Source organism: Nocardia sp. CY15, from assembly GCF_009829295.1.
GTDB classification, from domain to species: Bacteria; Actinomycetota; Actinomycetes; order Mycobacteriales; family Mycobacteriaceae; genus Nocardia; species Nocardia sputi.
Genome location: NZ_VUOT01000003.1, coordinates 76,707 through 101,438, shown reverse-complemented (window position 1 = coordinate 101,438; position 24,732 = coordinate 76,707). Strand labels below are relative to the sequence as shown.

Here is a 24,732-nt window from a genome sequence, read left to right as displayed (position 1 = left end):
TCATGACGACTGTCATAGCGTACCGTGCAGGAGTTATAACGATCGTTATAGACGCCGGTATTCGTTTCGAATGGAGTTCGACATGCCGATGATCCAGCTGACCCTGCCCACCGGAGTCCTGTCCGCCGATACTCGCGCCGCGCTGCGCGGCAGGCTCGCGTCCACCTTGCTGAAGTGGGAGGGAGCGCCCGACGCGGCGTTCTTCCGCGCGCTGGCCTGGAGCCGCATCGATGAGGTCCCGGCAGGCGCTTTCGGCAGCGACGAGGACGAGCTGCCGAGATTCCGGGTCGACGTCACCGTGCCCGCGGGGGCACTGTCCGATCGCCGCAAAGAGGGCCTGATCAAGGAGGTGACCGCGGACGTCTCGGCCGCGGCGGGACTCGGCGACGCCGACGGCTTACGAGTGTGGGTGCTCATTCACGAACAGCCCGAAGGCACCTGGGGCGCCGCCGGGAACGTGGTCCGCTTCGCTGAGCTGGCCGCTGTGGCCAAAGGTCAGCGCGCCGATGCGTGAGCCGCGCCTTCTCGAGCCATCCGCCACAGCTGTCTGTCGCTGCCTCGACCGCGGCTCACCATCTGAGAGTGCGGGCGCGAGGGGATCAGGGCGTGGGCGGGGCCGCGCCGAGATCGACCATGCGGTGGAGGATGGCAGGGGCCAAGGCCAATTCGAATTCGGTTCCGCTACTTTCGAAGACGAAGGCCAAGTAGTCGTCGCGAGCTAGTGGGGCCAAGCGGACCGAGCACTGCTCCCCCACGACCACCCAGCCGCCGACGGTCAACTGATCGGACATCGCCACTCCCCACCCTCCGACACTTCCGACAAGTGGACTATGCCAGTTGCGGGCTCGGGGTGTCAACGGCGGAAATCGGCCGCTGAGCTGGTGAAATACTCCTGTGCGCACCACTGGCCGGGCGGATGGGTGATCTCACGGTACTCGAGCGCGACGCGCCCGGCGTCGAGGCCGACGCGGCGCACCACCAACACCGCAGCCGGGTGTGGGAGCGCGAGGTGGCGGCGTTCGTCCTCCGTGGCCAGCCGGGCGCCGACGCTCTCGCGCACGACCGTGGTGACGCGACCGACCGCCGATTCCAGGTAACGCCGGACTTCACAGGGCAACGGATCGGAGCCGAGCAGGAGGGTGGCGGGTTCGGCGAATCCACCCGGAAACCAGCAGGTGATCAGCCGCGTGCCCGCGGAACCCGACTCCCGCAGCGTTGTTCGCACGATCACCCGGCTTCGCGCGGGCACGCCGAGCGAGTCGGTCACCTCTCGTGGCCCTTCGACCACCTCCGCGCGCAGCACGGTCACCGACTCGCCCGCGAGCGCGGACGATCCGTATCGGGGCGCGCTTTCGCGCATCAGCACGCCGCGTTCGGCGACATAGGTGCCCGATCCACGGCGGGTCTCCACGATTCCCTGTCGGCGCAGGACATTCAGCGCCTTGGCGGCGGTGGGTCGTGCCACCTTCCAGCGCGCCGCGAGCTCCCGTTCGGAGGGCACCTCGGCGCCGGGAGCCAGCTCGCCGCTCTCGATCAGCCCCAGCAGATACGCCGAGATCCTCAGGTATTTCGGATATACGTCATGGATTTCGGCCACCGGTCGCCCTCCCCTGCCGACACCGCCCCTCGGACCGCTGGCCAGTGTAACAACGGCGCGCGGGGTCGCCGGGGGCCTCGCACAAGCCGGTACCGAGTCGGTCCACGGTGTTGTACCGACCGGTAAAGTGCGGATCCAGTACAGCGCGGTACGAACAGGACCGAGCGGAAGGGGGCTTCCACGTGGCGGTACCCGATACCGGACAGGGGACGGCGCGAGAGCTGTACGCGGCGGCCATCGGCGCGGGCGGGGGCGAACCGTTCGAGCTGGACACCGCGGTGGCGGAGAATCTCGCCGCGGCGTGCGACAAGCTGGTCGACGATCTGGGTCGCGTGATGACCGACCAGCACTTGGTCACCGACGTGACCGGCTTCCCGGATCTGCCCACCGGACATGGCCTCACCCGCGGATTCGCCGACAAAGGACGGCAATACCTGGACACCCTCGCGGCGTTCCAGGAAACCGCGCTGCTGTTCAAGGCCGCATATCTCGCCGCGGCCAACCGGCTGGCCGAGGCCGAAGCGGCCAACCAGGCCGCGCTGCGGCTGATCGCCGAATACCTGGAGCCCCGATGAGCGGGCCTCCGCACGCCGGGATCGACTGAGGGGGACGAAGAATGGCAGACTCCGCAGCACGGGCCGCCGCCGACGACATCCGGCAGGAGCTGGCCGGATTCACCGCTGGTGCGACCGATCCCGCCTACGCGCCGGATCGAGAGCTGTTCGGCGCCTACACCCATCAGCAGATATGGGACCTGGTGCACGAAACGCTCGACCCGGCGGCGCTCGGCCGGGTCGCCGCGGCGTGGCACACCAACGCCGCCGCGATGGCCGAAGCGTTCCAAGCCTTCTCCGATGCCACCAACCGGGAGTTCGCACGCTGGTCCGGCCGGGCAGCCGACGCCGCCGTGGGTGCGACCAGGCAGTTCGTCCGCGCGGGCGAGGAGGCTCACGACGTGTGCCGGGCGGTCGCGCGGCTGATGGAGTTGAATAGCGATGCCGCGCAAACGGTCCGGGGCGCGATCGCGCCACCGCAGCGGTATCGGCCACTGGCGGACCCGGCCGCCGAAGCGGTTTACGGTGGAAAACGTAGGATGGAACACGATAGTGCGGCGGCAGACATCGAGGCGGATGTCCGGGACACGATGACTTACGTCTACACCCCGACGATGCCCGCCACCGGCGACCGCGTTCCCCAATTCCCCCAGCCACACGAAGGCTCGACCGCCGACAACGGCGCACCCGCTGATCCGGACTCCGTCCGCGGAGGCGGCGCACGGTGAAATGGGTGCTCACCCCGGACGAATTCACGCATGTCTGGACGAACGAAACGAGCCTGGACCGTAGGCCCTACCCGGTCAACATGGTCCCCTCGGCTACCGTGCGCACCGAATCGGAGTATCACGCCCTCGGTTTGCCGCAGCGCTTCTCCCGGCAGGCCGACCCCGATCTGGCCGCCGCGCTGATGCTCTGCGCGCGCCACGACGCGACCACCATCACCGTCTCCGGCGAGCGTTCCGCGGCGTCGCACAACGGCAGCGCGGCGGAACCCGTACGGATTCTCGCGTTCGCCGCGGTGGTGCACAACCACGCGAGCATCCTGGTCGCCACGCCGGACCGGGTGACCGTGCACATGTGCCATGTCCGGGCAGTCGGCGAACGCCTGGTGCAGATCATCGGTTCGGCGCGGCCGGGCAGACTCGCCCCGATGCGTGAGCCGCAGGACGCCGTGCTCAGTCCGGACCGCACCGAGCCGTTCGTCACCAACGGCCAGCGCGGCGCGGCGAAATTCCGCCGAACCCTGCGCAAGCCGGTGGACGGGCGCGGCTTCATCACCGTCACGGTGGAGCCGGAGAATCCCATGTCCCCACCCACCCGCCACCGCACCTGGCTGGACTTCACCGGTGACGGGCGCTACCTGCTCACCACAGCGCACGATCTCATCCTGACCCCCGTATCGGACGAGGAGTTCGCCGCCCAACTCCTGCGCCTCGCGCAGATCTGACCACTCGCGACTACCGCGGGTAGGTTCGGAACATGTCGAAGCTGTGGACGGTCACACCTACCGAGGCCCTGAAAGCGGACGGGTTGCGAGTCGCCGAGCTGGACACCTCCGGGCGCCCTGGATTCACCGGCGACAAGAAGACAGGCCTCGAACTGCTCGCCGAACGCAGCGTGGTGCTGTCGGATCTGCAGGAGAAGCTGTACGCCAACGGCCGGTCCGGCGGCGACCGGCGCAGCGTGTTGCTGATCCTGCAGGGCATGGACACCGCGGGCAAGGGCGGCATCGTCCGGCACGTGATCGGATCGGTAGATCCGCAGGGCGTCGACCACGCCGCGTTCGGCGTGCCGACGCGGGAGGAGCGGCGTCATCACTACCTGTGGCGCATCCGCAAGGCGCTGCCGCGCGCCGGTCAGCTCGGCGTGTTCGATCGCTCGCACTACGAGGACGTGCTCGTGGTGCGAGTGCACAATCTGGTGCCGCCCACCGTGTGGGAGCCGCGCTACGAGGAGATCAACACCTTCGAGCGCGAACTGGTGGACGAGGGCATCTCGCTGGTGAAGGTCGCGATGTTCGTCTCGCTCGACGAACAGAAGAGGCGGCTGGCCGAGCGGCTGGAACGTCCGGACAAATTTTGGAAATTCAACCCCTCCGACATCGATGAGCGCGCGTTCTGGCCCGCCTACCAGGAGGCATACCAGGCGATGCTGGAACGCACGTCCACCGAGTACGCGCCCTGGTACGTCGTGCCCGCCGACCGCAAGTGGTTCGCCCGCCTCGCGGTGACCGAACTGCTGATCGCGGCGCTGGAGCGGCTGGAGTTGGATTGGCCCCCGGCGAAGTTCGACGTCGAGCGGCAGAAGCAGCGGCTGGCGCAAGCCTGAGTCGACACGTCCTGTTGTCGGGCCCCAAGCGGCTCGCGCAAGACCACATCGCCGTGCTCCAGTCCGCCGGAGCCAGGCCGCCCCGCTCGACGTAGATCTCCGATGCCGTCCCTTCGAGCTGTCCGCCGGCGCGGCCGGGGCGGCCTGCGGCGCGGGGTTCCAGCTCCGAGTAGGCGAGTGCGCTGCCGACGACGTGGTCGCGGTGCCGCTGACCCGGCAGCGGATGCGCGTCGGGGGCCTGGACGCACTCCTAGCTGCTCACGGGACCAGAGGCCGGACCTCCTCGGCGACGAACCGGAGGAAGGCGGCGGGATCCGGATCGTCGGCCGTGGTCTGGAGCACGACGGTGTCGGCGCCCGCTTCGGCGAGCATGGTGACCGCCGCGGCGATCGCCTGCGCGTCACCGGCCACACCCGCGCCCGGCGCGTGCGCCGGAGTGCGTTCGGCGGCCAGGCGCGCGTCGGCCTCGGGGCCGGTGACAGCCAGCAGATTCGCCACCACGTGGTGGTGATCGGTGCGCCCCGCGGCGGCGCGGCCCTCGTCGATCAGCGTGCGGGCGGCCCGCACACCGCCGGCATCGGTGATCGAATCGAGCAGGGTGCCGTCGGCGTGCTCGCCGGACAACCGGATCGAGCGTGGGCCGCGCGCGCCCGCGTAGACCTTCGGCGCGGTCGCGGGTGGCCAGTCCAGCGCGACGTCGTCGAGATGCACATAGCGGCCGGAGACGGTGACCCGCTCGCCGCCCAGGAGAGCGCGCAGCGCGGCCAAGTGCTCGCTGAGCAATGTCACCGGCGATTCGACGCGGCCGCCGACCTGAGCCATCCAGCTCTGCACACCGTGTCCGACGCCGAGAGTCAGCCGGGCGGGGAACAGACGATGCAGCGTGGCGGCCTCCATGGCGGTGAGAGCGACGTTGCGCAACGGCACGGGTAGCAACCCGATACCGACGCGCAACCGCTCGGTCCACGCCAGTACCGCGGCAGCGCTGGCGATTCCGCTTTCCAGGAAGCAGTCCTCCCACAGCCACAGTTCCTCCAGGCCCGTGGCCTGGGCCACCTGAGCCGCCTCGCGCAGCAGTTCGGGTGGATTTTGCGGGCGGAACACAGCACCGAGAACAGTCATCCCACCATTCCTACCCGCCGAGCCCGGCGGACGCGGGTTTTCTCGCGTGGAGACGGCCGACACGGCCGCGCTCAGGGTAGCTGCCGGGCGAAACGCGAGTTCGGTCGATGTGCCGTCCAGTCGGGGTCGCCGATTCGTCCGGTGTGGACGAATTCCCCCCAATACCGCCGGGTTCGGATGCCCAGCGCGTCGATCTCGGCGGGGGTGAGCGGCGCGAGCATCGGCGCCGCGCGCCATGTATCGGCGTCGCCGAACAACAGCGGCAGGTCGACGCAGTGGCAGGCGCCGTACGGGTTCGCCGGATGCAGCCGTCCCACGCGGTAACAGTAGACGGTGGCGCCGGCATCGACCAGCTCGTCGGCAAAGCGGAAAAGTCCTTCCTCGAACGCTTTTCGCCCGATCAGGCGCTGCCCCGCCGAGTCGAGCCTGCCCCCGATCCCGGGCAATCGCCGCAGCCTGCCGAAGACCGGGTGCGGGCCGCCGTAGAACGCGCGCGCTTCCTCGGCCGCGCAACCGAGCACCACCGGCAGTCCGCCCGCCGCGTCCCGCACCGCCTGTCGCCACTCGCGCTCGCCGGGCAGCGGGCCCGCATCGGCTACGGGCAAGAAGGGCGGTGCGGAGTTCAGTGCTGCCGGTCCCGCCGCGCGGCGCACCGTACGACCCTGCGCGGCGAGCAGGTCGGACACCGGCGCGGTGAACGGATCGGCGCCGAGTTCGGCGAGGAACATCGCCCCCGTCCGCTCGGCTTGCCGGTGGTTGTGGAATCCGACGCCGAAGGGAGCGCTCTGCACGATCGCCTGGGCGAACAGCGGCCTCGCTTCCGCGATGCCCAGCAGCGCGACGACCGATTGCGCGCCCGCCGACTGCCCCGCCACCGTGACCCGCCGCGGATCGCCGCGGAACTCGGCGATGTGCTCGCGCACCCACCGCAGCGCCGCGATCTGGTCGCACAGCCCGAGATTCCCCGCCGAGACGCCCGGCGCGCGAAGGTAGCCCAGCACGCCGAGCCGGTAGCTCACCGACACCACCACGACGCGCGTCTCACGCACGAGCCGGTCCGCGTCGTACAGGTTCCATTGCCCGCTGCCCGCGAGGTATGCGCCGCCGTGCAGCCACACCAGCACCGGACAGCTGCCCGGTTCAGCGCCCGCTGGGATGGTGACGGTTAGCGCCAAGCAGTCCTCCGACTGCTCGAGCGGGTCCGCCCGCCCGATCACCCCCTCGAGCCGTCCGGGCAGTTGGGGTGCGACGGCGTAGCGGCGCGTCGCGTCGTACACCCCCGTGTGTGCCGCGACCGGCTCCGGCGCACCGAATCGCTCGGCCCGCGCGTAGGGGATCCCGCGGAACACCACGGCCGAGCCGCGGGTCTCGCCCCGCCAGCGCCCCGAGGGCGCGACCACGTCGTTCATGCCTCTCTCACCTTCTATCGCAAGTCTACTTGCGATAGCACCACGCTAAGGCTCGAAGGCGAAACAACGCAAGAGGAGTTGCGATAATCGACGCATGAGTGACTCCCCCGCGCAGATCCGTGGTGCGCGCCTGCAGAAGGCAGTGCTCGACGCGACACTGGCCCGCATCGAGTCGGCGGGCATCGGCAACGTGCGCGTCGCCGACGTGGCCGCGGACGCCGGCGTGCACGAGACCTCGATCTACCGACGGTGGAAAACGCTGCCTCGGCTGCTGCTGGACGCGCTGCTGTCCCGAGTGGCCGAGGAGATCCCGCTGCCGGACACCGGGTCGCTGCGCGTCGACCTGGAGCGGTTCATGACCGATCTCATCCGGTTCGCGCGGACACCGTCCGGCCAGGCCCTGATCCGGGGCACCGTGATCGCCGAGTCCGATCCCGAGGTCGACGCCGCACGGCGCGAATTCTGGGTACGGCGGCTGTCGGCGTCGGAGGAGATCGTCCGGCGCGGTATCACCCGTGGCGATGTGGCCGCGACGGTGGACCCTCGGCTGACCATGCTGACCCTCGGCGGACTGGTCCACCTGCACGTCACGCAAATCGGCGCGGAACTGCCGCCCGGCTTGGCCCGCGACGCCGTCGACCTCGTCCTCGGCGGCATCACGCCGCGTTGAGCGCGTCTTCTCGGCACGCTCCCGCCCGGTATCAGCGACCGTAGGCGGGATGTTTCGGAATCTCTCAGGTACGCCGACGATGATGACCGCGTGTGGCCCGATCACCCGGCAAGGTGGTCGGCGGATCTACCATCGTGGCGGTAGGAAACCGTCCGGCGAGCGAAAGGCGTGGTGAGCGCACGGTGAGCAAAAACCAGGGTGGGAAGTCGAACCCGCTGCTGGCGGCGGAACGCGCCGACCGCAACCGCAAGATCTTGATCCAGGTGGCCGTCGCCGCCGTGCTCGTCGGGTTGATCGCGGCCATCGGCATCGGCATCGCGGTGCAGAAGGCCCGCAAGGACGACCCGGGCCCCACCCCGTCCATCGCCGCGACCGGCGCGGCGAACGCGGGCCCGGTGGCCGCCTCGATCACCGACAGCGGCGCGGTCCGGATCGGCAAGCCGGACGCGAAGGTCAGCGTGCGCGTCGTCGCCGACCTCCAGTGCCCCGCCTGCAAGGCCTTCGAGTCGGCCAACGGTCAGGTGCTCACGGACGCGGTGAACAACGGCACCGCCGTCGTCGAGTACAACATCATCGCCTTCCTGGACAAAGCCTCCACCACGCGCTACTCCTCGCGCGCGGGCAGCGCCTCCTACTGCGTCGCCGAGGCCGACCCCACCAAGTACCAGGACTGGCTGAAGGCCATGTTCGCGCAGCAGCCGCCGGAGGGCGGCGCGGGGCTGTCCGACGACCAGCTCGTCCAGATCGCCAGGAGCGTCGGCTATACCGACGACGCGGTCGCGCAGTGCATCACCGAGCACAAGTACGACAAGTACATCCAGGCCCGCACCAAGGAAGTGCTGGAAAGCGGCATCCAGTCCACCCCGTCGGTGTTCGTCAACGGCAAGAAGGTCGAGTCCAGCCAGGAGATCTTCGGACCCGGCGGCCTCGCACCCGTGATCAGCGCCGCCGCTGCCCAGTGATCACCGCGGGGCCGCGCGCCGCGTGGGTGCTGCTGGTCGGCGGACTCGCCGGCTGGCTGGCCGCCGTCGCGCTGACGGTGGAGCGGTTCAAGCTGTTCACCGACCCCGGCTACACCCCGTCGTGCAGCATCAACCCGATCCTGTCCTGCGGGTCGGTGATGGTGACCGACCAGGCTTCGGTCTTCGGGTTCCCGAACCCGCTGATCGGCGTCGTCGGGTTCTCCGTCGTCGTCACGCTCGGCCTGCTGTCGGTGGCCGGGGTCGGCTTCCCACGCTGGGTCTGGGGCAGCCTGTGGCTCGGCGCCCTGCTCGGGGTCGGCTTCGTCTGCTGGCTGATCTTCGAAAGCCTCTACCGGATCAACGCGCTGTGCCCGTACTGCATGGTGGTCTGGGCGATCATCACGCCGCTGCTCGCGGTGTGCACCGATCAGCTGTGGGGAGGCTCGCGCGGTCCGCTCGGCGTGCTCGCCGAATGGCGCTGGACGATCGTCGCGCTGTTCTTCGCGGTCGTGCTGCTGCTGGTGTTCCTGCGTTTCCAGGACTACTGGTTGTCGCTGGTCTGATCCGCCGGTTCAGTTCGGCGGGCCCGCGACCAGGACCACGGCTACCGTGCGCGCCCCGTGTGCGCCGGTGACGCCCAACCGGACGGTGTCGTTCGGCTTGCGCGTGTTCAGCGCGGCGCGCAGGGACTGCGCACTGCTGACGGCGTGACCGTCGATCGAGGTGATCACGTCACCTGAGGCGAGACCGGCGGCGTAGGCGGGCATGCCGTAGATCGCCACGTCCACGCGCGCTCCCGTGCCGACGGGCAGCGCGTTGGAAACGAGCACACCGAGGGTTGCCGTCGGGCCGATGTGCACGGTGTCGGTCGGGGTGCCGGAGCGAATCTGCTGGACCACTCGCATCGCGGCGTCGATCGGCACCGCGTAGCCGTTCGCCGGCTCGTCCGCCGCGCGCGCCCCGTCACCGGATGCCGCGGCGATGACACCGACCACGTGCGCCTTCCGGTCGACCAGAGCTCCGCCGGATTGGCCGGGAGTGACCGCCGCCGCGACCTCCAGCATCCCGCTGAGCGCTTTGCGCGACAGATCGGCGGCGTTGACCGCCACGATCGCGCTGTCCAGGTCGGTGAGCGGGCCGTGCACCGCGGTCGGCGCGCCACCGGTCCCGCCCGCGTTGCCGATCGCGAGGACCTCCTCACGCAGGCGCAATCCGGCCGAACTGCCGATCGTCGCGATCGGCAGCTCGGCGGCGTCCAGGTCGAGCAGCGCGATGTCGGCCTCCGCGTCGTAGCCGAGCACGACCGCGTCGTAGACCTTCCCGTTGCCGACGTCGGTGACGGTCACGGTATCCGCGCCTTTGACCACGTGGTGGCTGGTGAGCACCTCGCCGTCGGCGGTGAGGACGATGCCGGACCCCGCCGCGCCGGGCCCGGACCGCTCGGTGGAGGCGTTGACGTTGACCAGCGCCGGACGCACCGCCGCGGTGACCAGTCCCGGGTCCAGCGGATCGGGCGGGGCGAACGCGACCGAGGCCGGGGCCCCAACGGTGCGATTGTGATCGGGCAACTCGCCGCGATACCCGAGGAAAGCGACGACCGTGAGCACGAAGGTGACGACGAGCACGAACACCCGGCCACCGCCCGGCGTGCGCCGCGCCCCGGTCCACTGCTGCCGTTCTTCGTCCATGGCTCTCCCGCCTCGGCCGAACCGCTCACCGATTCCATTGTCCCCACCAGACGCCGCCGAAGATCATCGAACCGGGGACCGCGCCCGAAAAATACCCCGTGACCGCGCCGTTCTCGTGTCCCAGTTGGCAACCGCACCCATGCGACGGTAGGCATGTCCTCATGAGCACAGCCGCCGCCTACGCCCTGAACGCCCCCGAGGGCTCGTTCGAGAAGGTCACGATCCAACGCAGGGACCTGGGCCCGCACGATGTGCTGATCGACATCAAGTTCGCGGGTATCTGCCACTCCGACATCCACACCGCGCGAGGCGAGTGGGGCCGGACCCGCTACCCCTGCGTGCCGGGGCACGAGATCGCGGGCGTGGTCGCCGCGGTCGGGTCCGCGGTGTCCAGGCACCGGGTCGGTGATCGTGTCGGCGTCGGATGCATGGTCGGTTCCTGCGGGGTGTGCGCACCGTGCCTGGCCGACGAGGAGCAGTACTGCGCCGCGGGCGCGACCATGACCTACAACACCGTGGTCGACCCGGCGGTGCAGCCGGGCGGGCACACCCTCGGCGGTTACTCCACGCAGATCGTGGTGACCGAGAACTTCGTGGTCGCGATCCCCGAGGGCATCGGCCTGGATGTCGCCGCGCCGCTGCTGTGCGCGGGCGTCACGCTGTACTCGCCGCTGCGGCACTGGGGCGCCGGACCGGGCAAGAAGGTCGCGATCATCGGCATGGGCGGGCTCGGCCACGTCGGGGTGAAGCTCGCCGCCGCCATGGGCGCCGAGGTCACGGTGCTCAGCCACTCGCTGAGCAAGCAGGACGACGGCAAGCTCTTCGGCGCCGCCGCCTACTACGCGACCGGCGACGAGCGGACCTTCCGTGAGCTGCGCGGCCGGTTCGACCTGATCCTCAACACGGTGTCGGCGGACCTGCCGATGGACGCCTACTTACGCCTGCTCGCTTTGGACGGCACCCTGGTGCTGCTCGGTCTTCCCGAGAACCCGTTGACCGTCCGGCCCTTCCACCTCGCCGCGTACCGGCGCTCGCTGGCGGGCTCGTCGATCGGCGGCATCGCGCAGACCCAGGAGATGCTGAACTTCTGCGCCGAGCACGGCATCGGCGCGGAGATCGAGTTGATCGCCGCCGACGAGATCGATGGCGCCTACGACCGGGTCGTGGCCAGCGACGTGCGCTACCGTTTCGTCATCGACATATCGACCATGTGAGCCTGCTCGCCCACCGGCGCGGCCACGCGGTGTCCGGCCGCTAACCGAACGCGGCGTGGGTACTTTGACCTTGTGTCTGTGGAGGACGAAGACGAGACGCCACCACCCGACAACGGTGGAGGCCGCGGCATGCCGCCGTGGGTGCCGCGAGCATTCCTGCTGGCGGCGGCGACGATCACCGGACTGCTGGCGGCCTTCTGGGTGCTGGAGCGCCTGCAGGGTCTGCTGACGGTTCTGCTCGTCTCGCTATTCCTCGCCTTCGCGATCGAGCCCGCGGTGAACTGGCTGGCGCGGCGCGGCATGCGGCGTGGGCCGGCGACCGGATTGGTGTTCCTGGTGATGACGGCCCTCGTCGTCGCCTTCCTCTGGACCCTCGGCGCGCTGCTGGTCGAGCAGGTCACCACTCTGGTCGAGAACGCCCCCGAATACGCGGACCGGGGCGTGGAGTGGATCAACAACACCTTCAAGACGGATGTGTCCAGCACCGACATCCAGAAGTACGCCACCGACTGGAGTTCCACCCTGGAGGGTTACCTCACCGGACTGGCGGGTGACGTGTGGGGCATCGGCACCGCCGCGCTCGGCGCGCTCTTCCAGGGCCTCGGCATCCTGCTGTTCACCTACTATTTCGCCGCCGACGGTCCGCGCATCCGCACTGCCGTCTGCTCGCTGCTGCCGCCGCGGCGTCAGCGGCATGTGTTGCGCGCCTGGGATATCGCGGTGGAGAAAACCGGCGGCTACATCTATTCGCGAGCTCTGCTCGCACTCTTCTCCACGCTCGCGCACTACGTGGTGCTGCGCGTGCTGGACGTGCCATCCGCGTTCGCCCTCGCGCTGTGGGTCGGCGTGGTCTCCCAGTTCATCCCCACGGTCGGCACCTATCTCGCCGGTGCGCTGCCGGTCATCGTGGGGCTGGTGCACGGCCCGAGCACCGCGCTGTGGATTCTCGGCTTCATCGTGCTCTACCAGCAATTCGAGAACTATGTGCTGCAACCGCGCGTCACCGCGACCACCTTGGACATGCATCCGGCCGTCGCTTTCGGGGCGGTGCTGGCGGGCGCGGCGATGCTCGGCGCGACCGGTGCACTGCTCGCCATTCCGGTCACCGCGACGGTGCAGGCGTTCTCCGGCGCCTACATCCGCCGCTACGACGTCCCGGCCGACGTGGAAGCCGACCTCGACCGCACGGCCCCGCGCAAACGACGGCGAAAGTTGGCCAGGCAGTTGACCCTTCGTCTGGCGGGCCGCCACAACCCGCCTCCGCGCTGAACCCGGCGCGGGGTCAGCCGGCGCGAACGGAGGTCAACGCCCCGATCAGCGCCTGGCGTACCGCGCCGAGCTGGGCGCCGCTGTGCCGCGCGGTGTCGTACTCCACCTGAATGGTCATCCTGCCGTCGACCGTGAAGACGGTCAGTTTGGGCGGCATGCCCGCCGCCATGGCGAAGACGTCGTCGCGGATGATCCGCACACCCGGCGGCGTGGAATGCGCGGGCAGCCGACCGATATTCGAGATGGTGAAGGTGTTCTGCGCCGCGAACATCGCGGCCGTGGCCGGATCGGTGACACGCTGTGCGGCGAGCATCATGCCCAGCGCTTCCCCGCGTTCGGCCGAAGCCCGCATTCCCGCCGCTACCACGTGCGCCAGCGCGACCGGGTCCGCTTCGGCTTCGACCAGCGCGAACGTGCCGACCCCGGACACGCAGTTGAGCACGGTGCTCGCAGGCAGCGGCGGCGCCAGATCCGCGCGGACGTCCGCCGCGTGGCCGCACACCATCGGCAGCGCTCCCGTCGATGGCGCCAACTGGGCCCGGAACGCGGCGAACGCCGCCCCGCCGATCAGGCTGTTCACCGTGAGACCGTGCGAGCGAGCGGCCGCGACCACGGCGGCGGTTTCGCTGTGATCCAGCTCGATACGGTCGAGGGTCAACCGGCCCGGCGCGCCGACGCCGAGTTCCGGCAGGTAGCGCGGCGCGAGATCCGGGCTCATCATCGCGGCGCCCGCGCGCATCAGGTCGAGCAGCTGGGCGACCTGCTCGTCGGAGACGATCCGGGCCAAGCGGATGTCCATCGCTTCGGGCAGGCGCTGATCGGATTCCGGTCGCGGCGCGAAGGCGCCCGTCACCTGCGCGGTGTAGCGCTCCCACAGTTCCGCCAGCAACGCGAAAGCCGATCTGCCATCGGCGATTCCGTGATGGAGGATCAAAACGATCCGATCGCGGTCACCCGCGCGGAACAGATGCGCGTGGAACAGCCCGTCGTTCCAGTCCTGCGGCGTGTTCACCAGGTCCAGGTACTCGGGTTCGCCGCCCTCGGTGATCGCCAAACGGGGCAGGTAGGGATCGTCGCGCCGGAAGTATTTCGCGCCGTGGTCGTCCACGAGCTGCTTGCTGCGCAGCAGGGGGTGTGCGGCCGCCAGTTCGGCGAGCACTTCGCGCAGTGTGGGCACGTCGAGCGCGCCCTGCACGGTCGAACCGATGAACAGCGGCATGCCGCCGACCGGGATGCTGCCGATTCTGGTGCCGGAGCCGAAGTAGCCGGCCTCGAAGGGGGACAGGACGCGCTGAGCAGTCATCATCTCGTTCTTTCTCGTGGGAGTGACCACCTGAACATACAAGCGTTTCAAACGTCTGTCACATACGATTGTTTGAAACATGTGTGTTAAACGCCTGTATGGCGCGCTGCTAAGGTGCAGGAGTGGGAACCCGGGAAGACCTTCTCGCCGCGGCCAAGCGGTGCCTGGCCGAGCGCGGTTACGCGCGAACCACCGTGCGCGAGATCGTCGCCGCCTCCGGCAGCAACCTGGCGGCGATCAACTATCACTTCGGCACCCGTGACAAGCTGCTCAACCAGGCGATGATCGAATCGAGCGCCGAAGCGGTGCAGCGGATCGCCGCGGCGCTGCCGCGGGACGACTCGGATACTCCGGCGGCGCGTCTGGAAGCGTTCTGGCGGGAACTCATCGCGTCGTTCACCGAGGACCGGCCGCTCTGGTCGGCGAATATCGAAGGCATGGCACAAGCGCTGCACTCCCCCCAGGTGCGCGCGGAGTTGGCGGTCGCGCAGGAACGCGCACGCGAGTCGATCTGGCAACTCTTCGGCCCGACGCGCGGCGCCGAAGCCGACCGCGCCGTAGGCGCTGTGTTGCACGCGCTGATCGGCGGTCTCATGGCCCAATGGCTGGTCGATCCCGAACACGCGCCCTCGCCCGATGACCTGATCGCAGGGTTGCGCACACTCGCGGGCGAGATCGGCGCCGACTGAGCCCTCCAGCACCCGGGTGCGGGTATGAGCCTTCCGAGAACCGGGGCGCACGGCCTATCCCACGCTGTGGGTAGCCATGGATCGCGCGCCGATGTACAACTCTTCGGAAACGATTAGCACCACTCGGTGCCGAGGCTGGATGGGAACAATGCTGAAGCGGCCGCCGGACCTGGCCTTCGACCTCGGCAAGATGCACCGCAGGCGCAACGACGTGGCGGCCGCGCGCGAGGCGTTCCAAATTGCGATCGCCTCCGGTCATCCGAACTGGGCGCCACTGGCCGCCGCGGAGCTGGGTGGGCTGCTCAGCGCGGTGGGTGACAAGCCGGCCGCGGAAGGCGCCTACCACGTCGCGGTCGATTCCGGTCACGAGGACGCGGCGCCACGCGCCGCCTACAACCTCGGACTGCTGCTGGCCGAGCGCGGCGACACCGCGGCGGCCGAGGCGATGTACGAGCGTGCCGCCGAGTCAGGGCATCCCGACGCCGCGCCCCGGGCCTGGATCAATCTCGGCTACTCGCGAGCCAAGCGCGGGGACTCGGACGCGGCGCGCACCGCCTACCAGCACGCGATCGACGCGGGCCCCGGTGACATCGCCCGGCTCGCCCTGTCCAATCTCGCCTACCTCCTTCGCACCGAAGACGATCTGGACGGCGTGAAAGCCGCCTATCGCGGCGTCATCGACGGCTGGCCCGAGGATCAGGCGCTCGTCGCCGCGGGCGATCTGGTCCAGCATCTCGGCGAGGCCGGAGATCTGTCCGGGGCCAGGGAGGTCAGCCGGTCCATGGCCGAATCGGACGATCCCGCGGTCGCCGCGCGGGCCAGCTTCGACGTCGGGGTGTTCAGCGAGCGGCTCGGCGAACCGGACGTGGCGCTGGCAGCCTTCCAGCGAGCGCTCGATTCGACGGATGCCGAAGCCCGGACCCGGACCGCCGCCGCGCTCGCCCCCATCTACCACGAGCGCGCCGCGACGGTGCTGCGCGAGACGGACTGGGCGGGGCTGTCACACGCCCACGGAGCAGCCCTCGACGCGCCCGCCATGCTCGCCGACCTGATCGGCGCCGCCGTAGAAGACCAGACCCGCGGCGTCGTTTTCCTGTACTCCGCTGTCCTGCATCAGGGTTCGATCTACTCGGTCACCGCGCCCGCAGCCGAAGTCGTGCTCGGCGCCCTGCTGCACGAGCGCACGGACGTGACCTATGCCCGCGCCTGGGTGCACGAGCCGCAACCGCTGCGCTTGGAGCTGCTCAACTGGCTGCACGAGGTGATCGTCACCGCCGCATGGCAATCCGCCGTCGAGGACGACGCCGAGACGACCCCGGCCGACCGGGACGCCGCCGCTGCCTGCTTGGCGCTGTTGCCGCACGTCCGCGCCGCCACATCGGCCGCGCTGGCCATGGCCGGAGCCGGCTCGGTCGCCAACGCCGCCACCGAGGTGCTCGCGACGCTCAGCGCGCTGTCCGCGGTCGGCGAGTGATCGCGCTCACCACCGCCGCGACCGACTGTTCGGCGAGTTCGTCCGACAGCGGCAGGTGGCCGAACAGCGCCCGGTAGTAGATCGGCGCGGCGACCGAGTCCAGGACGAAATCCAGATCGATGCCGGGGTCCACGTCGCCGCGCGCGATGGCCGAGCGCAGCGCCGTCGCCGTGGTCCGCCTGCGGGGTTCGAAGACGGTGGCCAGGAAGTGGGCGCGCAATTGCTCGTCACCCGCCAGATCGGCGACCAGCGCGGGCAGCACACGGTGCAGCGAGGTGTCGCGCAATGCCGCGACCAGATCGCGCATCGCGCCCACCAGGTCGGCGCGCAGGTCGCCGGTGTCCGGGGTCGGTCGCAGGCCGAGCAGGTCGGCGACGACATCCACCACCAAGTGCCGCTTGGACGGCCATCTGCGGTAGATGGCGGGACGGTGCAGGCCCGCCCTGGCGGCGACCCGGCCGATGGACAGGTCGGCGTATCCGACCTCGTCGAGCAGCTCACGCGCGGCCTCGAGCACCGCTGCGTCGATGCGGTCGTCGCGAGTTCGTCCCGCCATCAGAAGACCGGCCGCGGCATCAGGACGACCCGCCAGCCGTCCGGATCGGGAAAGGTCAAGCCGCCGTTGGCGGCCCAGAACGGATTCTCCGCCCGCACCGGTTCCACGCCGAACTCGCCGAGCCGCTGCGCCGCGTCGTACATCTGCGACTCGCCCTCGAAGTAGAGCACCAGCAGGTTCTCCGCGCTCGGCGCATCGCCGGGGCTGCCGTCCGCGTGCGTGGTGAATTCCAGATGGTATGCGGCCCCGGGCAATCCGAGCATCACCCCGTCATATCCCGCGTGGTTCCGGAAGCGGTAGAGCTCGCACAGGCCGAGCCCTTCGACATAGAACCGCACCACCTCGTCGAGCCGGTCGGTGGGGCGAGCGATCCGGACCTGCGCGACGCGCAGCGAGTCCGGCCAGTCGTTGTCGGTCTCCATACTCGAATATTACAGTACGTACTGTACCGAAATAGATCCCGGACAGACCGAGGGCCGCCCCGTTCGGTCGAACGAAGGCGGCCCTCGATGCGCTGTCGCGCCTATCTCACTCGGCGGCCTCCGCGCGCCTGCGGACGCGCCGAGCCGCGGCGACCATGTTGCGCAGCGACGGTTCGAGCTGCCAGTAGTGCCGGGTCTTCAGGCCACCGTCCGGATTGGCCCACAACCGTTGCGGTGTCACGGCTTCGGCCGCCGCGGTGAGCAATTCGTCCAGCTCGTCGATGTCCGGGATGCGCGCGGAACGGCTCTCGTACACGCCGGGCCCGACGCCGTGGCTCAGGCCGTGCCCGGAGGCGCAGTCCTCCTTCAGCGCCCGCAGCACCCACTCGATGGAGCGCGTGGCCACGATGGCGGTGACGTCGGCGTCGAGTTCATCGATCGCCTCGACCACCTCGGCACGGCCGGAATAGCCGATGTGCGTGTGGATCTGAGTCTCGGCCTGCACCCCGGAGGTGGCCAGCCGAAACGCGCCGATCGCCCAGCGCAGGTACTCCGCGCGGCCCTCCGGCCGCAACGGCAGCATCTCGCGGATCGCGGGCTCGTCGACCTGGATGATCGATATCCCCGCCTTCTCCAGGTCCACCACCTCGTCGCGAATGGCCAGCGCCACTTGATCGGCGGTCTCGTGCAGCGGCTGGTCCTGCCGGACGAAAGAGCGGGCGATCATGGTGACCGGCCCGGTGACCATGCCCTTGACCGGCTTGTCGGTGAGCGACTGCGCGTAGCTGATCCACTCCACCGACATCGGCGCCGGGCGCGACACGTCGCCGTAGATGATCGGCGGCCGCACGCAGCGGGATCCGTACACCTGCACCCAGCCGAAGTGCGTGGTCGCGAAGCCGTCGAGCAACTCGGCGAAGTACTGGATCATGTCGTTGCGCTCGTGCTCGCCGTGCACCAGCACGTCCAGGCCGATGTCCTCTTGCAGCCGGATCGTCGACTCGATCTCGGCCTCGATCCGCTTGCGGTACTCCTCGTAGGACAACCGGCCCTCACCGAGTTCGTAGCGCGCCTGACGGATCCGGGCGGTCTGCGGGAAGGACCCGAGCGTGGTCGTCGGCACCGGAGGCAGATTCAGCTTGCGCTGCTGGGCTTCCCTGCGGACCTCGTAGGGTTCACGCGAGCGCATGTCCGGGGTGACCGCGTACACCCGCTGCCGCACCGCGTGCTTCTGCTTGAAGTGCACCTCGGTCGGGCGCTTGCGCCACTTGTCCGATGGGCCCTCGGTGAGCGCCTTGGCCAGCGAGACCACCTCGCCCACCTTCTGTTTGGCGAAGGCGAGCCGGTCGGCGACGTGCCCCTCGATGTCGTACTCGATCAGCAGGTCGTAGGGCACGTGCAGCAGCGTGGTGCCGGTGGAGACGACCAGGTCCGGGCACACCTTGGCCAATTCGTTGAGGTATTCCAGCGTGACGTAGCGGTCGGCGCGCCACACGTTGCGGCCGCTGATCACACCCGCGTACAGGCGCTTGCGCCGGATGCCGGGAATCTCGGCCAGATCCTCCGGCCGCATCCGGTAGCTGGCGAGGTCGAGGCCGATCGCCTCGACGTTGGTGCTCGCGAGAATGGTCAGCGCCTCACCGAAATCGCCGTACTGGCCGGTGACCAGCATGCGCGGGCGCAGCGGCGCCTTCGCCAGCCGCTGATAGACGGCCTCGAACGCGGCCAGTTCGGCGGGCGTGCGCTCACTGGTGAACGCGGGCTCGTCCAGCTGCACGCAGGTGGCGCCGCGCTTGGCGAGGATCTCGAACAGTTCCTCGTAGACCGGCAGCAGCTTGTCCAGCAGGCTGATGGTGTCGAATCCGCCCGACTCGCCGGGGATGTGCCCGGCCTTGGACAGCAGCAGCAACGACACGGGGCCGAGGACGACCGGCCGCAGCTCGATGTCGACGGCCTTCGCGCGGTCGAACTCGTCGAGCAAAGCCTCGGGATGCAGCGAGAACTCGGTCTCGGCGTCCACTTCCGGCTGGCGGTAGTGGTAGTTCGTGCCGAAGAAGCGGACCAACTCGAGCGGCGGCAGGTCCGGACGGCCGCGGGCCATCAGGAAGTAGAAGTCCAGCGGGTGCATGCCCTCGCGGTAGGGCTCGAACCGCCTGGGCACCGCGCCGAACAGCAGCGCGTTGTCCAGCACGTGGTCGTAGAACGAGAAGGTGTTGCCGGGCACCTGGGTCAGGCCGGTGGCCGCCAGCTCGTTGAACTGGGTCTCCTGGATCTCCCGACCGACCGCCAGCAGTTCCTCGCGATCGAGCGAACCGTGCCAGTAGGCCTCCAGCGCCCGCTTGAGCTCGCGGTGCGGTCCGATCCTGGGATAGCCGAGAATGCTCGACCCGTAGCCGTCGGTCACGTTCACCATGAGCGGATTACCTTCTTTCGATCACCTGCGCGGCCCGCCGAGATCGACGGGTCGATCCGGCTGCGCTCTGGATACCCAGCCGCACCGTCGACATGGCCCGGCTGTTGTGCAGCTTATGCCGACCGTCCGAGTGTCCGTCGCGCATGCGCCGCGGGCGCGAGCGGCGGGCACTCGGACGCGAGACTCCCAGGGGCCGCGAACACGCGGCGCCGCGAATCAAGCCCGGTACTGGTAGAAGCCCGCTCCGGTCTTCTTTCCGAGCAGGCCCGCCTCGACCATGCGCATGAGCAGCGGCGGCGCGGAGTACAGGGGCTCCTTGAACTCGGCGTACATCGAATCGGCGATGGACTTCACCGTGTCCAGGCCGACCAGGTCGGTCAGCGCCAGCGGGCCCATCGGGTGGGCACAGCCGAGCACCATCGCCTTGTCGACGTCCTCTTTGGTGGCGAAGCCGGACTCGACCATGCGGATCGCCGACAGCAGGTACGGCACCAGCAGCGCGTTGACCACGAAGCCGGAGCGGTCCGCCGACCGGACGACCTGCTTGCCGAGCACGTCTCCGGCGAAGGCCTCGGCCCGCACGGAGACCGACTCGCTGGTCTTGAGCGTGGTGACCAGCTCGACCAGCGGCAGCACCGGGACTGGGTTGAAGAAGTGCATGCCGACCACGCGCTCAGGGTTCGCCGTGGCGACCGCGATCTTCATGATCGGGATGGAGGAGGTGTTGGAGGCCAGCACGGCCGAGGGGTCGGTGACGACCTTGTCGAGCTCGGCGAAGATGCTCGTCTTCACCTTCTCGTCCTCTAGCACCGCCTCGACCACCAGCTGGCGGTCGGCGAAGTCGCCGAGATCGGAGGTGAATCGCAGACGCCACGCGGCCTGTTCGCGTTCGCGCTCGGTGATCTTCCCGCTGCTCACACCGCGATCGAGGGACCGCAGGATGCGGGCGCGGCCCGCAGCGGCCAGTTCCCGGGTCTGCTCGAACACCAGCACGTCGATATGCGCCCTGGCACACACCTCCGCGATTCCGGCGCCCATCTGGCCGGCGCCGATAACACCGACGCGTTGGATCTTTTCGCTGCTCACGTCCCGCTCCTGCTGGGTTGTCTGGCTCTGGGGTGGCTGGTCTGCGAAGGTGTCGCTCCGGTGTGAGCGCGCCCTTCGATGGTCCAAGGTATAGGGATGCCCTCCCCGCCGGGGCTGTTCAGCGGGGAGGGCAGTACACCCCTACCGGAGTAGAGGAATGTCGGTTTTCACGTCGGGAACCTCACTTCCCTTTGCGAGCACCTGATGTGATTCAGCTCAGTGGAACTGGCCTTCTTCGGTGGAGCCCTTCAACGCCGCCGTGGAGGTGTTCGGGTCCACGGTGGTGGCGATGGTGTCGAAGTAGCCGGCACCGACCTCACGCTGGTGCTTGATGGCGGTGAAGCCACGCTCGGCGGCGGCCTTGAACTCGCGCTCCTGCAGGTCGACGAAGGCGGTCATGCCCTCGCGGGCGTAGCCGTAGGCCAGGTCGAACATGCCGTAGTTGAGCGAGTGGAAGCCGGCCAGGGTGATGAACTGGAACTTGAAGCCCATCGCGCCGAGCTCACGCTGGAACTTCGCGATGGTCGCGTCGTCCAGGTGGGCCTTCCAGTTGAAGGACGGCGAGCAGTTGTAGGCCAGCAGCTGGTCCGGGAACTCGCCACGGACGGCCTCGGCGAACTTGCGCGCGACCTCGAGGTCCGGCACGCCGGTCTCCATCCAGATGAGGTCGGCGTAGGGGGCATAGGCCTTGGCACGCGCGATGCAGGGCTCGATGCCGTTCTTCACACCGAAGAAGCCCTCGGGGGTGCGGGTGCCGTCCAGGAACTCCCGGTCGCGCTCGTCCACGTCCGAGGTGATCAGAGTGGCGGCCTCGGCGTCGGTGCGGGCGATGATCACCGACGGCACGTCGGCGACGTCGGCGGCCAGACGCGCGGAGGTCAGGGTGCGGATGTGCTGCTGGGTCGGGATCAGCACCTTGCCGCCCAGGTGGCCGCACTTCTTCTCGGAAGCGAGCTGGTCCTCCCAGTGCACACCGGCGGCGCCGGCGGCGATCATGGCCTTCTGCAGCTCGTAGGCATTCAGCGCGCCACCGAAGCCGGCCTCGGCGTCGGCGACGATCGGGGCCAGCCAGTTGGAGACGGCGGTGTCGCCCTCGACCTTGGCGATCTCGTCGGCGCGCAGCAGCGCGTTGTTGATGCGGCGGACCACGGACGGAACCGAGTTGGCCGGGTACAGCGACTGGTCGGGGTAGGTGTGGCCGGACAGGTTCGCGTCACCGGCGACCTGCCAACCCGACAGGTAGATGGCCTTCAGGCCGGCGCGGACCTGCTGGACCGCCTGGTTGCCGGTGAGGGCGCCGAGGGAGTTGATGTAGTCCTCGTTGTTGACGAGATCCCACAGGATCTCCGAGCCGCGGCGGGCGAGGGTGTGCTCCTCGACGACGGTGCCCTGGAGCTTCGACACCTGCTCCGCGGTGTAGTTACGGGTGACGCCCTTCCAGCGGGGGTTGGTGTCCCAATCCTTCTGGATTTCCGCGGCGGTCCTCGGGGTGCCGGTGGTCGACATCTGTGACTCCACTTCTTCGTTCGGTCCATGCCGCCCGGTCGAGCTACGAGGCAGCTCGTACTGCTGAAGCGGCAATTTGCAGGCTTGCTAGGCCCGTGGGGTGTACTTCCACACGATGGCACACGAAGAAATGGCCGTCTACCTGTTGTTCATGTGAATCTAAGCTAGGTTTCCAAGCCGCTTTGCTAACCCTGCAAAATTTGCCCCCGAATTGCAAAGGTGCAATCTACTGGCGGGTAGCCCTGACGTGGGGTTTTAGCGTAACGCTTGTACTGTTAGCGACCGACGAGCGGCCCCGCGCGGAGAGCCGTGCGCGGCCCGACTGTGAGCACCTTCACAAGCCCGCTGTGGCCGGCGCCACGTCCAGGATCCGACCGTTCCAGCTCACGACGAGGCATTCACCGGATGCACCGCGCGCCAGTGTTCGGCTATGTCGAGGCGTCGGGTGATCCATACCTGGTCGTAGGACTGCACGTGGTCGAGCAGGCGTTCCAGGGCGGCGGTGCGGGCGGGGCGGCCGATGAGGCGGCAATGCAGGCCGATCGAGAGCATTTTCGGGCTGCCCTCCGCCCCTTCGCGGTAGAGCACGTCGAAGGCATCGCGGACGTGTGCGAAGAACTGGTCGCCGGTCGGGAAACCGGCGGGTGAGGCGAAACGCATGTCGTTGGTGTCCAGGGTGTAGGGCACCACCAAGTGGTCGCGGCCGTGCACGCGCACCCAATAGGGCAGGTCGTCGGCGTAGGAATCCGAGTCGTAGACGAAACCTCCGTGCTCGACGACCAACTCCCTGGTGTGCGGGGAATCGCGACCGGTGTACCAGCCCAGCGGCGCGGCGCCGGTCAACTCGGTGAGGATGCGCACCGCCTCGGCCATGTGCGCCCGTTCGGTGTCGCGGTCGGTGAGCTGGTAGGACTTCCAGCGCAGACCGTGGCAGGCGATCTCGTGGCCGAGTTGCCGGAAGGCCGCCACCGCCTCCGGGTTGCGTTGCATGGCGCGAGCGACCGCGAAGATCGTCAACGGCAGGCCGCGTCGCTCGAAGACGCGCAGTACCCGCCACAGCCCGGCGCGTGAACCGTACTCGTAGAGCGACTCCATGCTCATATGACGGTTCGGAAACGCCTCCGCGGGCGTCATTTCCGACAGGAACGTTTCGGAGTGGTCATCACCGTCGAGGACGTTGTTCTCGCCGCCCTCTTCGTAGTTGAGTACGAACTGAACGGCGATCCGCGCCTTCCCCGGCCATTTCGGGTCCGGCGGATTCGGGCCGTAGCCGACGAAATCCCGTGCATCGCCCGCCGTCACGCTGCACTCCCCCCTCCGGCCCGACCGCTCACGACCACGCCCCGTCGCCGCTCGGCTGCCCGCCCTGGAGCTTGGCTCCTCACGACCGCGCCTGGTCGACGCTCCGCTCCCGCAGGAGCGGTGCGCGGTATCGACTTCCGCTCGCCGCGCATCCTCACGCGCCGAGTTCGCCGTACAGCCGCAGCCGCGCCAGCCCGCCGTCCGGGTAGATATCCAGACGGACCTGCTCCACCGACGCGGCCATCGGTGCGATCGGGAACCGGTGCCTGGTATCGGGTTGCAGCGCGGTGCGCGGCAACAACTCCAGCTCGGTGCCGTCGTTGGTGCGGCCGGTGAGCCGGGCCGCGCCCGGGCTGTTGCCCAGGAAGTAGGAGGTGTCGAGTTCGGCGAGCCGGATCAGTCCCGGACCGGCCAGGCGGATGCGCACCCAGTCGTTGCCGTCGTCTCTGCGCCGCGCTGTCTCCCAGCCCTCCCCCATGGTCCGGGCCCGGCCGGGATACAGCAACTGGTTCGGCGAGCTGTAGAAGCGGTTGGAGCAGTCCAGCACCAGCGCGCCGTTCTCCAGCGCGGCCAGATCCAGTGGGCCCAGTCCGAGCAGTCGCGGATCGGGCCTCCCCTCGCCGTGCACCCGCAGCCTGGCCACGCCGCCGTCGGGATGGATGGTGAGTTTCACGTGCGTCCAGCGCTTCTCGTTCTCGACGGAGAACAGGTTGCGGCTGTCGCCCGCCACCGGGGAGCGATCGACCAGCATCACCCAATCGTCACGCGCCGCGATGGATTCCGCGGATGGGTAGTCCTCGATCTCCAACGCCGAAACCGAGACGGCGGGCGGGTAGTTGCCCGTGAACCACGCGGTGTCCACGACGATCCCGCGGATCACGCCGGGCACGCCGAGTCGCACGATCGCGGAGTCGTCACCGGGGCGCCCTCGGTGTCTGCGGGTCTCCCAACCGTCGTAGATCTGCCCCTTGTGCCCGAAGGTGGACGGTTGGAACCGAGGCGGGCCAGGGTTTATCAGATTCTCCTTCTCCGCGAAGAATTCGTCGCTCGCCCAGATCACCGAGCCGCCGATCGGCCGGGCGGCCAGATCCGGCAGTAGCGTGAACTCCTCGTCGTCGCCCCGGTCGCCCATCGCTTCTCCCGTGTCGGTAGGGACCGTCCCGTT

The 24,732-nt window shown here is 69.1% G+C and carries 25 protein-coding genes; 12 read left to right on the top strand and 13 right to left on the bottom strand.

Features of this window, described 5'->3' with window-relative positions; genetic code table 11:
- Positions 1-82: 82 nt before the first annotated feature.
- The gene (locus tag GVY39_RS07225) at positions 83-514 is read left to right on the top strand and encodes a tautomerase family protein (RefSeq protein WP_159921538.1); all 432 of its coding nucleotides are present in this window, start codon (positions 83-85) and stop codon (positions 512-514) included.
- Between the two features lie 85 nt (positions 515-599).
- On the opposite strand, the gene GVY39_RS07220 is transcribed toward GVY39_RS07225, so the two are convergent.
- A complete protein-coding gene (locus tag GVY39_RS07220) occupies positions 600-791 on the bottom strand; it encodes a hypothetical protein (protein ID WP_159921540.1) in 192 nt (63 codons plus the stop codon).
- Between the two features lie 62 nt (positions 792-853).
- Positions 854-1,597, bottom strand: coding sequence for a GntR family transcriptional regulator (locus GVY39_RS07215; RefSeq protein WP_159921542.1), 744 nt, complete (start codon positions 1,595-1,597; stop codon positions 854-856).
- A gap of 182 nt (positions 1,598-1,779) precedes the next feature.
- Here GVY39_RS07215 and GVY39_RS07210 point away from each other — a divergent pair, with 182 nt between their 5' ends.
- From GVY39_RS07210 to GVY39_RS07195, 4 genes are read left to right on the top strand one after another with little or no spacing between them, the layout of a single operon-like run.
- Positions 1,780-2,172 carry a hypothetical protein gene (locus GVY39_RS07210; RefSeq protein WP_159921544.1) on the top strand — a complete coding sequence of 131 codons (393 nt, stop codon included), beginning with the start codon at positions 1,780-1,782 and terminating at the stop codon, positions 2,170-2,172.
- Between the two features lie 41 nt (positions 2,173-2,213).
- Complete coding sequence (locus GVY39_RS07205; protein WP_223519091.1) at positions 2,214-2,879, top strand: hypothetical protein; 666 nt, start codon at positions 2,214-2,216, stop codon at positions 2,877-2,879.
- Between the two features lie 5 nt (positions 2,880-2,884).
- Complete coding sequence (locus GVY39_RS07200; protein WP_236565317.1) at positions 2,885-3,601, top strand: ESX secretion-associated protein EspG; 717 nt, start codon at positions 2,885-2,887, stop codon at positions 3,599-3,601.
- Between the two features lie 32 nt (positions 3,602-3,633).
- Positions 3,634-4,482: a polyphosphate kinase 2 family protein gene (locus GVY39_RS07195; RefSeq protein WP_159921548.1), complete on the top strand. Its 849-nt coding sequence runs from the start codon at positions 3,634-3,636 to the stop codon at positions 4,480-4,482.
- Positions 4,483-4,740: 258 nt separating this feature from the next.
- On the opposite strand, the gene GVY39_RS07190 is transcribed toward GVY39_RS07195, so the two are convergent.
- Together GVY39_RS07190 and GVY39_RS07185 are read right to left on the bottom strand one after the other, a co-directional pair.
- Entirely contained in the window at positions 4,741-5,604 is an 864-nt protein-coding gene (locus tag GVY39_RS07190; RefSeq protein ID WP_159921550.1) for an LLM class flavin-dependent oxidoreductase, read from the bottom strand.
- Positions 5,605-5,675: 71 nt separating this feature from the next.
- On the bottom strand, positions 5,676-7,013 hold the full coding sequence (locus GVY39_RS07185; protein ID WP_159921552.1) for a carboxylesterase family protein: 1,338 nt from the start codon (positions 7,011-7,013) through the stop codon (positions 5,676-5,678).
- Between the two features lie 94 nt (positions 7,014-7,107).
- Between GVY39_RS07185 and GVY39_RS07180 the strand changes: the two genes are divergently transcribed.
- From GVY39_RS07180 to GVY39_RS07170, 3 genes are all read left to right on the top strand, one after another.
- Positions 7,108-7,683, top strand: a complete 576-nt coding sequence (locus GVY39_RS07180; protein ID WP_159921554.1) for a TetR-like C-terminal domain-containing protein — start codon at positions 7,108-7,110, stop codon at positions 7,681-7,683.
- A gap of 182 nt (positions 7,684-7,865) precedes the next feature.
- A complete protein-coding gene (locus tag GVY39_RS07175; RefSeq protein WP_159921556.1) occupies positions 7,866-8,645 on the top strand; it encodes a thioredoxin domain-containing protein in 780 nt (259 codons plus the stop codon).
- Positions 8,645-9,208, top strand: a complete 564-nt coding sequence (locus tag GVY39_RS07170) for a vitamin K epoxide reductase family protein (RefSeq protein WP_370523776.1) — start codon at positions 8,645-8,647, stop codon at positions 9,206-9,208. The genes GVY39_RS07175 and GVY39_RS07170 overlap by 1 nt, the downstream gene beginning before the upstream one ends.
- A 9-nt stretch (positions 9,209-9,217) precedes the next feature.
- Here the strand turns inward: GVY39_RS07170 and GVY39_RS07165 are convergent, their stop codons facing one another.
- Entirely contained in the window at positions 9,218-10,333 is a 1,116-nt protein-coding gene (locus GVY39_RS07165; protein ID WP_159921560.1) for a S1C family serine protease, read from the bottom strand.
- A gap of 161 nt (positions 10,334-10,494) precedes the next feature.
- Between GVY39_RS07165 and GVY39_RS07160 the strand changes: the two genes are divergently transcribed.
- Both GVY39_RS07160 and GVY39_RS07155 read left to right on the top strand, forming a co-directional pair.
- Entirely contained in the window at positions 10,495-11,547 is a 1,053-nt protein-coding gene (locus GVY39_RS07160; protein ID WP_159921562.1) for an NAD(P)-dependent alcohol dehydrogenase, read from the top strand.
- Between the two features lie 72 nt (positions 11,548-11,619).
- Positions 11,620-12,816, top strand: a complete 1,197-nt coding sequence (locus GVY39_RS07155) for an AI-2E family transporter (protein WP_223519101.1) — start codon at positions 11,620-11,622, stop codon at positions 12,814-12,816.
- A gap of 13 nt (positions 12,817-12,829) precedes the next feature.
- Here the strand turns inward: GVY39_RS07155 and GVY39_RS07150 are convergent, their stop codons facing one another.
- On the bottom strand, positions 12,830-14,119 hold the full coding sequence (locus GVY39_RS07150; RefSeq protein WP_159989286.1) for a hypothetical protein: 1,290 nt from the start codon (positions 14,117-14,119) through the stop codon (positions 12,830-12,832).
- 122 nt (positions 14,120-14,241) lie between these two features.
- Here GVY39_RS07150 and GVY39_RS07145 point away from each other — a divergent pair, with 122 nt between their 5' ends.
- Both GVY39_RS07145 and GVY39_RS07140 read left to right on the top strand, forming a co-directional pair.
- Entirely contained in the window at positions 14,242-14,808 is a 567-nt protein-coding gene (locus tag GVY39_RS07145; RefSeq protein WP_159921566.1) for a TetR/AcrR family transcriptional regulator, read from the top strand.
- 139 nt (positions 14,809-14,947) lie between these two features.
- Positions 14,948-16,282, top strand: a complete 1,335-nt coding sequence (locus tag GVY39_RS07140; protein ID WP_159921568.1) for a lipopolysaccharide assembly protein LapB — start codon at positions 14,948-14,950, stop codon at positions 16,280-16,282.
- Here GVY39_RS07140 and GVY39_RS07135 read toward each other — a convergent pair.
- The 7 genes from GVY39_RS07135 to alc all read right to left on the bottom strand — a co-directional run bounded on the left by GVY39_RS07135 (position 16,254) and on the right by alc (position 24,699).
- On the bottom strand, positions 16,254-16,838 hold the full coding sequence (locus GVY39_RS07135; protein WP_159921570.1) for a TetR/AcrR family transcriptional regulator: 585 nt from the start codon (positions 16,836-16,838) through the stop codon (positions 16,254-16,256). The two genes, GVY39_RS07140 and GVY39_RS07135, sit on opposite strands and share 29 nt — an antisense overlap.
- Positions 16,838-17,260 carry a VOC family protein gene (locus tag GVY39_RS07130; RefSeq protein WP_159921572.1) on the bottom strand — a complete coding sequence of 141 codons (423 nt, stop codon included), beginning with the start codon at positions 17,258-17,260 and terminating at the stop codon, positions 16,838-16,840. The genes GVY39_RS07135 and GVY39_RS07130 overlap by 1 nt, the downstream gene beginning before the upstream one ends.
- Before the next feature lie 106 nt (positions 17,261-17,366).
- Entirely contained in the window at positions 17,367-19,673 is a 2,307-nt protein-coding gene (gene metE, locus GVY39_RS07125; protein WP_195139155.1) for a 5-methyltetrahydropteroyltriglutamate--homocysteine S-methyltransferase, read from the bottom strand.
- A gap of 216 nt (positions 19,674-19,889) precedes the next feature.
- Positions 19,890-20,759 carry a 3-hydroxybutyryl-CoA dehydrogenase gene (locus GVY39_RS07120; protein ID WP_159921574.1) on the bottom strand — a complete coding sequence of 290 codons (870 nt, stop codon included), beginning with the start codon at positions 20,757-20,759 and terminating at the stop codon, positions 19,890-19,892.
- Between the two features lie 216 nt (positions 20,760-20,975).
- Positions 20,976-22,265 (bottom strand): isocitrate lyase, encoded by a 1,290-nt coding sequence (aceA, locus tag GVY39_RS07115; protein WP_159921576.1) that lies wholly within the window; start codon positions 22,263-22,265, stop codon positions 20,976-20,978.
- 384 nt (positions 22,266-22,649) lie between these two features.
- On the bottom strand, positions 22,650-23,567 hold the full coding sequence (puuE, locus tag GVY39_RS07110) for an allantoinase PuuE (protein WP_159921578.1): 918 nt from the start codon (positions 23,565-23,567) through the stop codon (positions 22,650-22,652).
- Between the two features lie 154 nt (positions 23,568-23,721).
- The gene (gene alc, locus GVY39_RS07105; RefSeq protein ID WP_159921580.1) at positions 23,722-24,699 is read right to left on the bottom strand and encodes an allantoicase; all 978 of its coding nucleotides are present in this window, start codon (positions 24,697-24,699) and stop codon (positions 23,722-23,724) included.
- Positions 24,700-24,732: the final 33 nt, after the last annotated feature.

Excerpts from the sequence above, each read along its gene's own strand:
- GVY39_RS07225 (WP_159921538.1), top strand. The coding sequence starts at position 83 with ATGCCGATGATCCAGCTGACCCTGCCCACCGGAGTCCTGTCCGCCGAT.
- GVY39_RS07220 (WP_159921540.1), bottom strand. The coding sequence starts at position 791 with ATGTCCGATCAGTTGACCGTCGGCGGCTGGGTGGTCGTGGGGGAGCAG.
- GVY39_RS07205 (WP_223519091.1), top strand. The coding sequence starts at position 2,214 with ATGGCAGACTCCGCAGCACGGGCCGCCGCCGACGACATCCGGCAGGAG.
- GVY39_RS07195 (WP_159921548.1), top strand. The coding sequence starts at position 3,634 with ATGTCGAAGCTGTGGACGGTCACACCTACCGAGGCCCTGAAAGCGGAC.
- GVY39_RS07190 (WP_159921550.1), bottom strand. The coding sequence starts at position 5,604 with ATGACTGTTCTCGGTGCTGTGTTCCGCCCGCAAAATCCACCCGAACTG.
- GVY39_RS07185 (WP_159921552.1), bottom strand. The coding sequence starts at position 7,013 with ATGAACGACGTGGTCGCGCCCTCGGGGCGCTGGCGGGGCGAGACCCGC.
- GVY39_RS07180 (WP_159921554.1), top strand. The coding sequence starts at position 7,108 with ATGAGTGACTCCCCCGCGCAGATCCGTGGTGCGCGCCTGCAGAAGGCA.
- GVY39_RS07165 (WP_159921560.1), bottom strand. The coding sequence starts at position 10,333 with ATGGACGAAGAACGGCAGCAGTGGACCGGGGCGCGGCGCACGCCGGGC.
- GVY39_RS07160 (WP_159921562.1), top strand. The coding sequence starts at position 10,495 with ATGAGCACAGCCGCCGCCTACGCCCTGAACGCCCCCGAGGGCTCGTTC.
- GVY39_RS07150 (WP_159989286.1), bottom strand. The coding sequence starts at position 14,119 with ATGACTGCTCAGCGCGTCCTGTCCCCCTTCGAGGCCGGCTACTTCGGC.
- GVY39_RS07140 (WP_159921568.1), top strand. The coding sequence starts at position 14,948 with ATGGGAACAATGCTGAAGCGGCCGCCGGACCTGGCCTTCGACCTCGGC.
- GVY39_RS07135 (WP_159921570.1), bottom strand. The coding sequence starts at position 16,838 with ATGGCGGGACGAACTCGCGACGACCGCATCGACGCAGCGGTGCTCGAG.
- GVY39_RS07130 (WP_159921572.1), bottom strand. The coding sequence starts at position 17,260 with ATGGAGACCGACAACGACTGGCCGGACTCGCTGCGCGTCGCGCAGGTC.
- metE (WP_195139155.1), bottom strand. The coding sequence starts at position 19,673 with ATGGTGAACGTGACCGACGGCTACGGGTCGAGCATTCTCGGCTATCCC.
- aceA (WP_159921576.1), bottom strand. The coding sequence starts at position 22,265 with ATGTCGACCACCGGCACCCCGAGGACCGCCGCGGAAATCCAGAAGGAT.
- alc (WP_159921580.1), bottom strand. The coding sequence starts at position 24,699 with ATGGGCGACCGGGGCGACGACGAGGAGTTCACGCTACTGCCGGATCTG.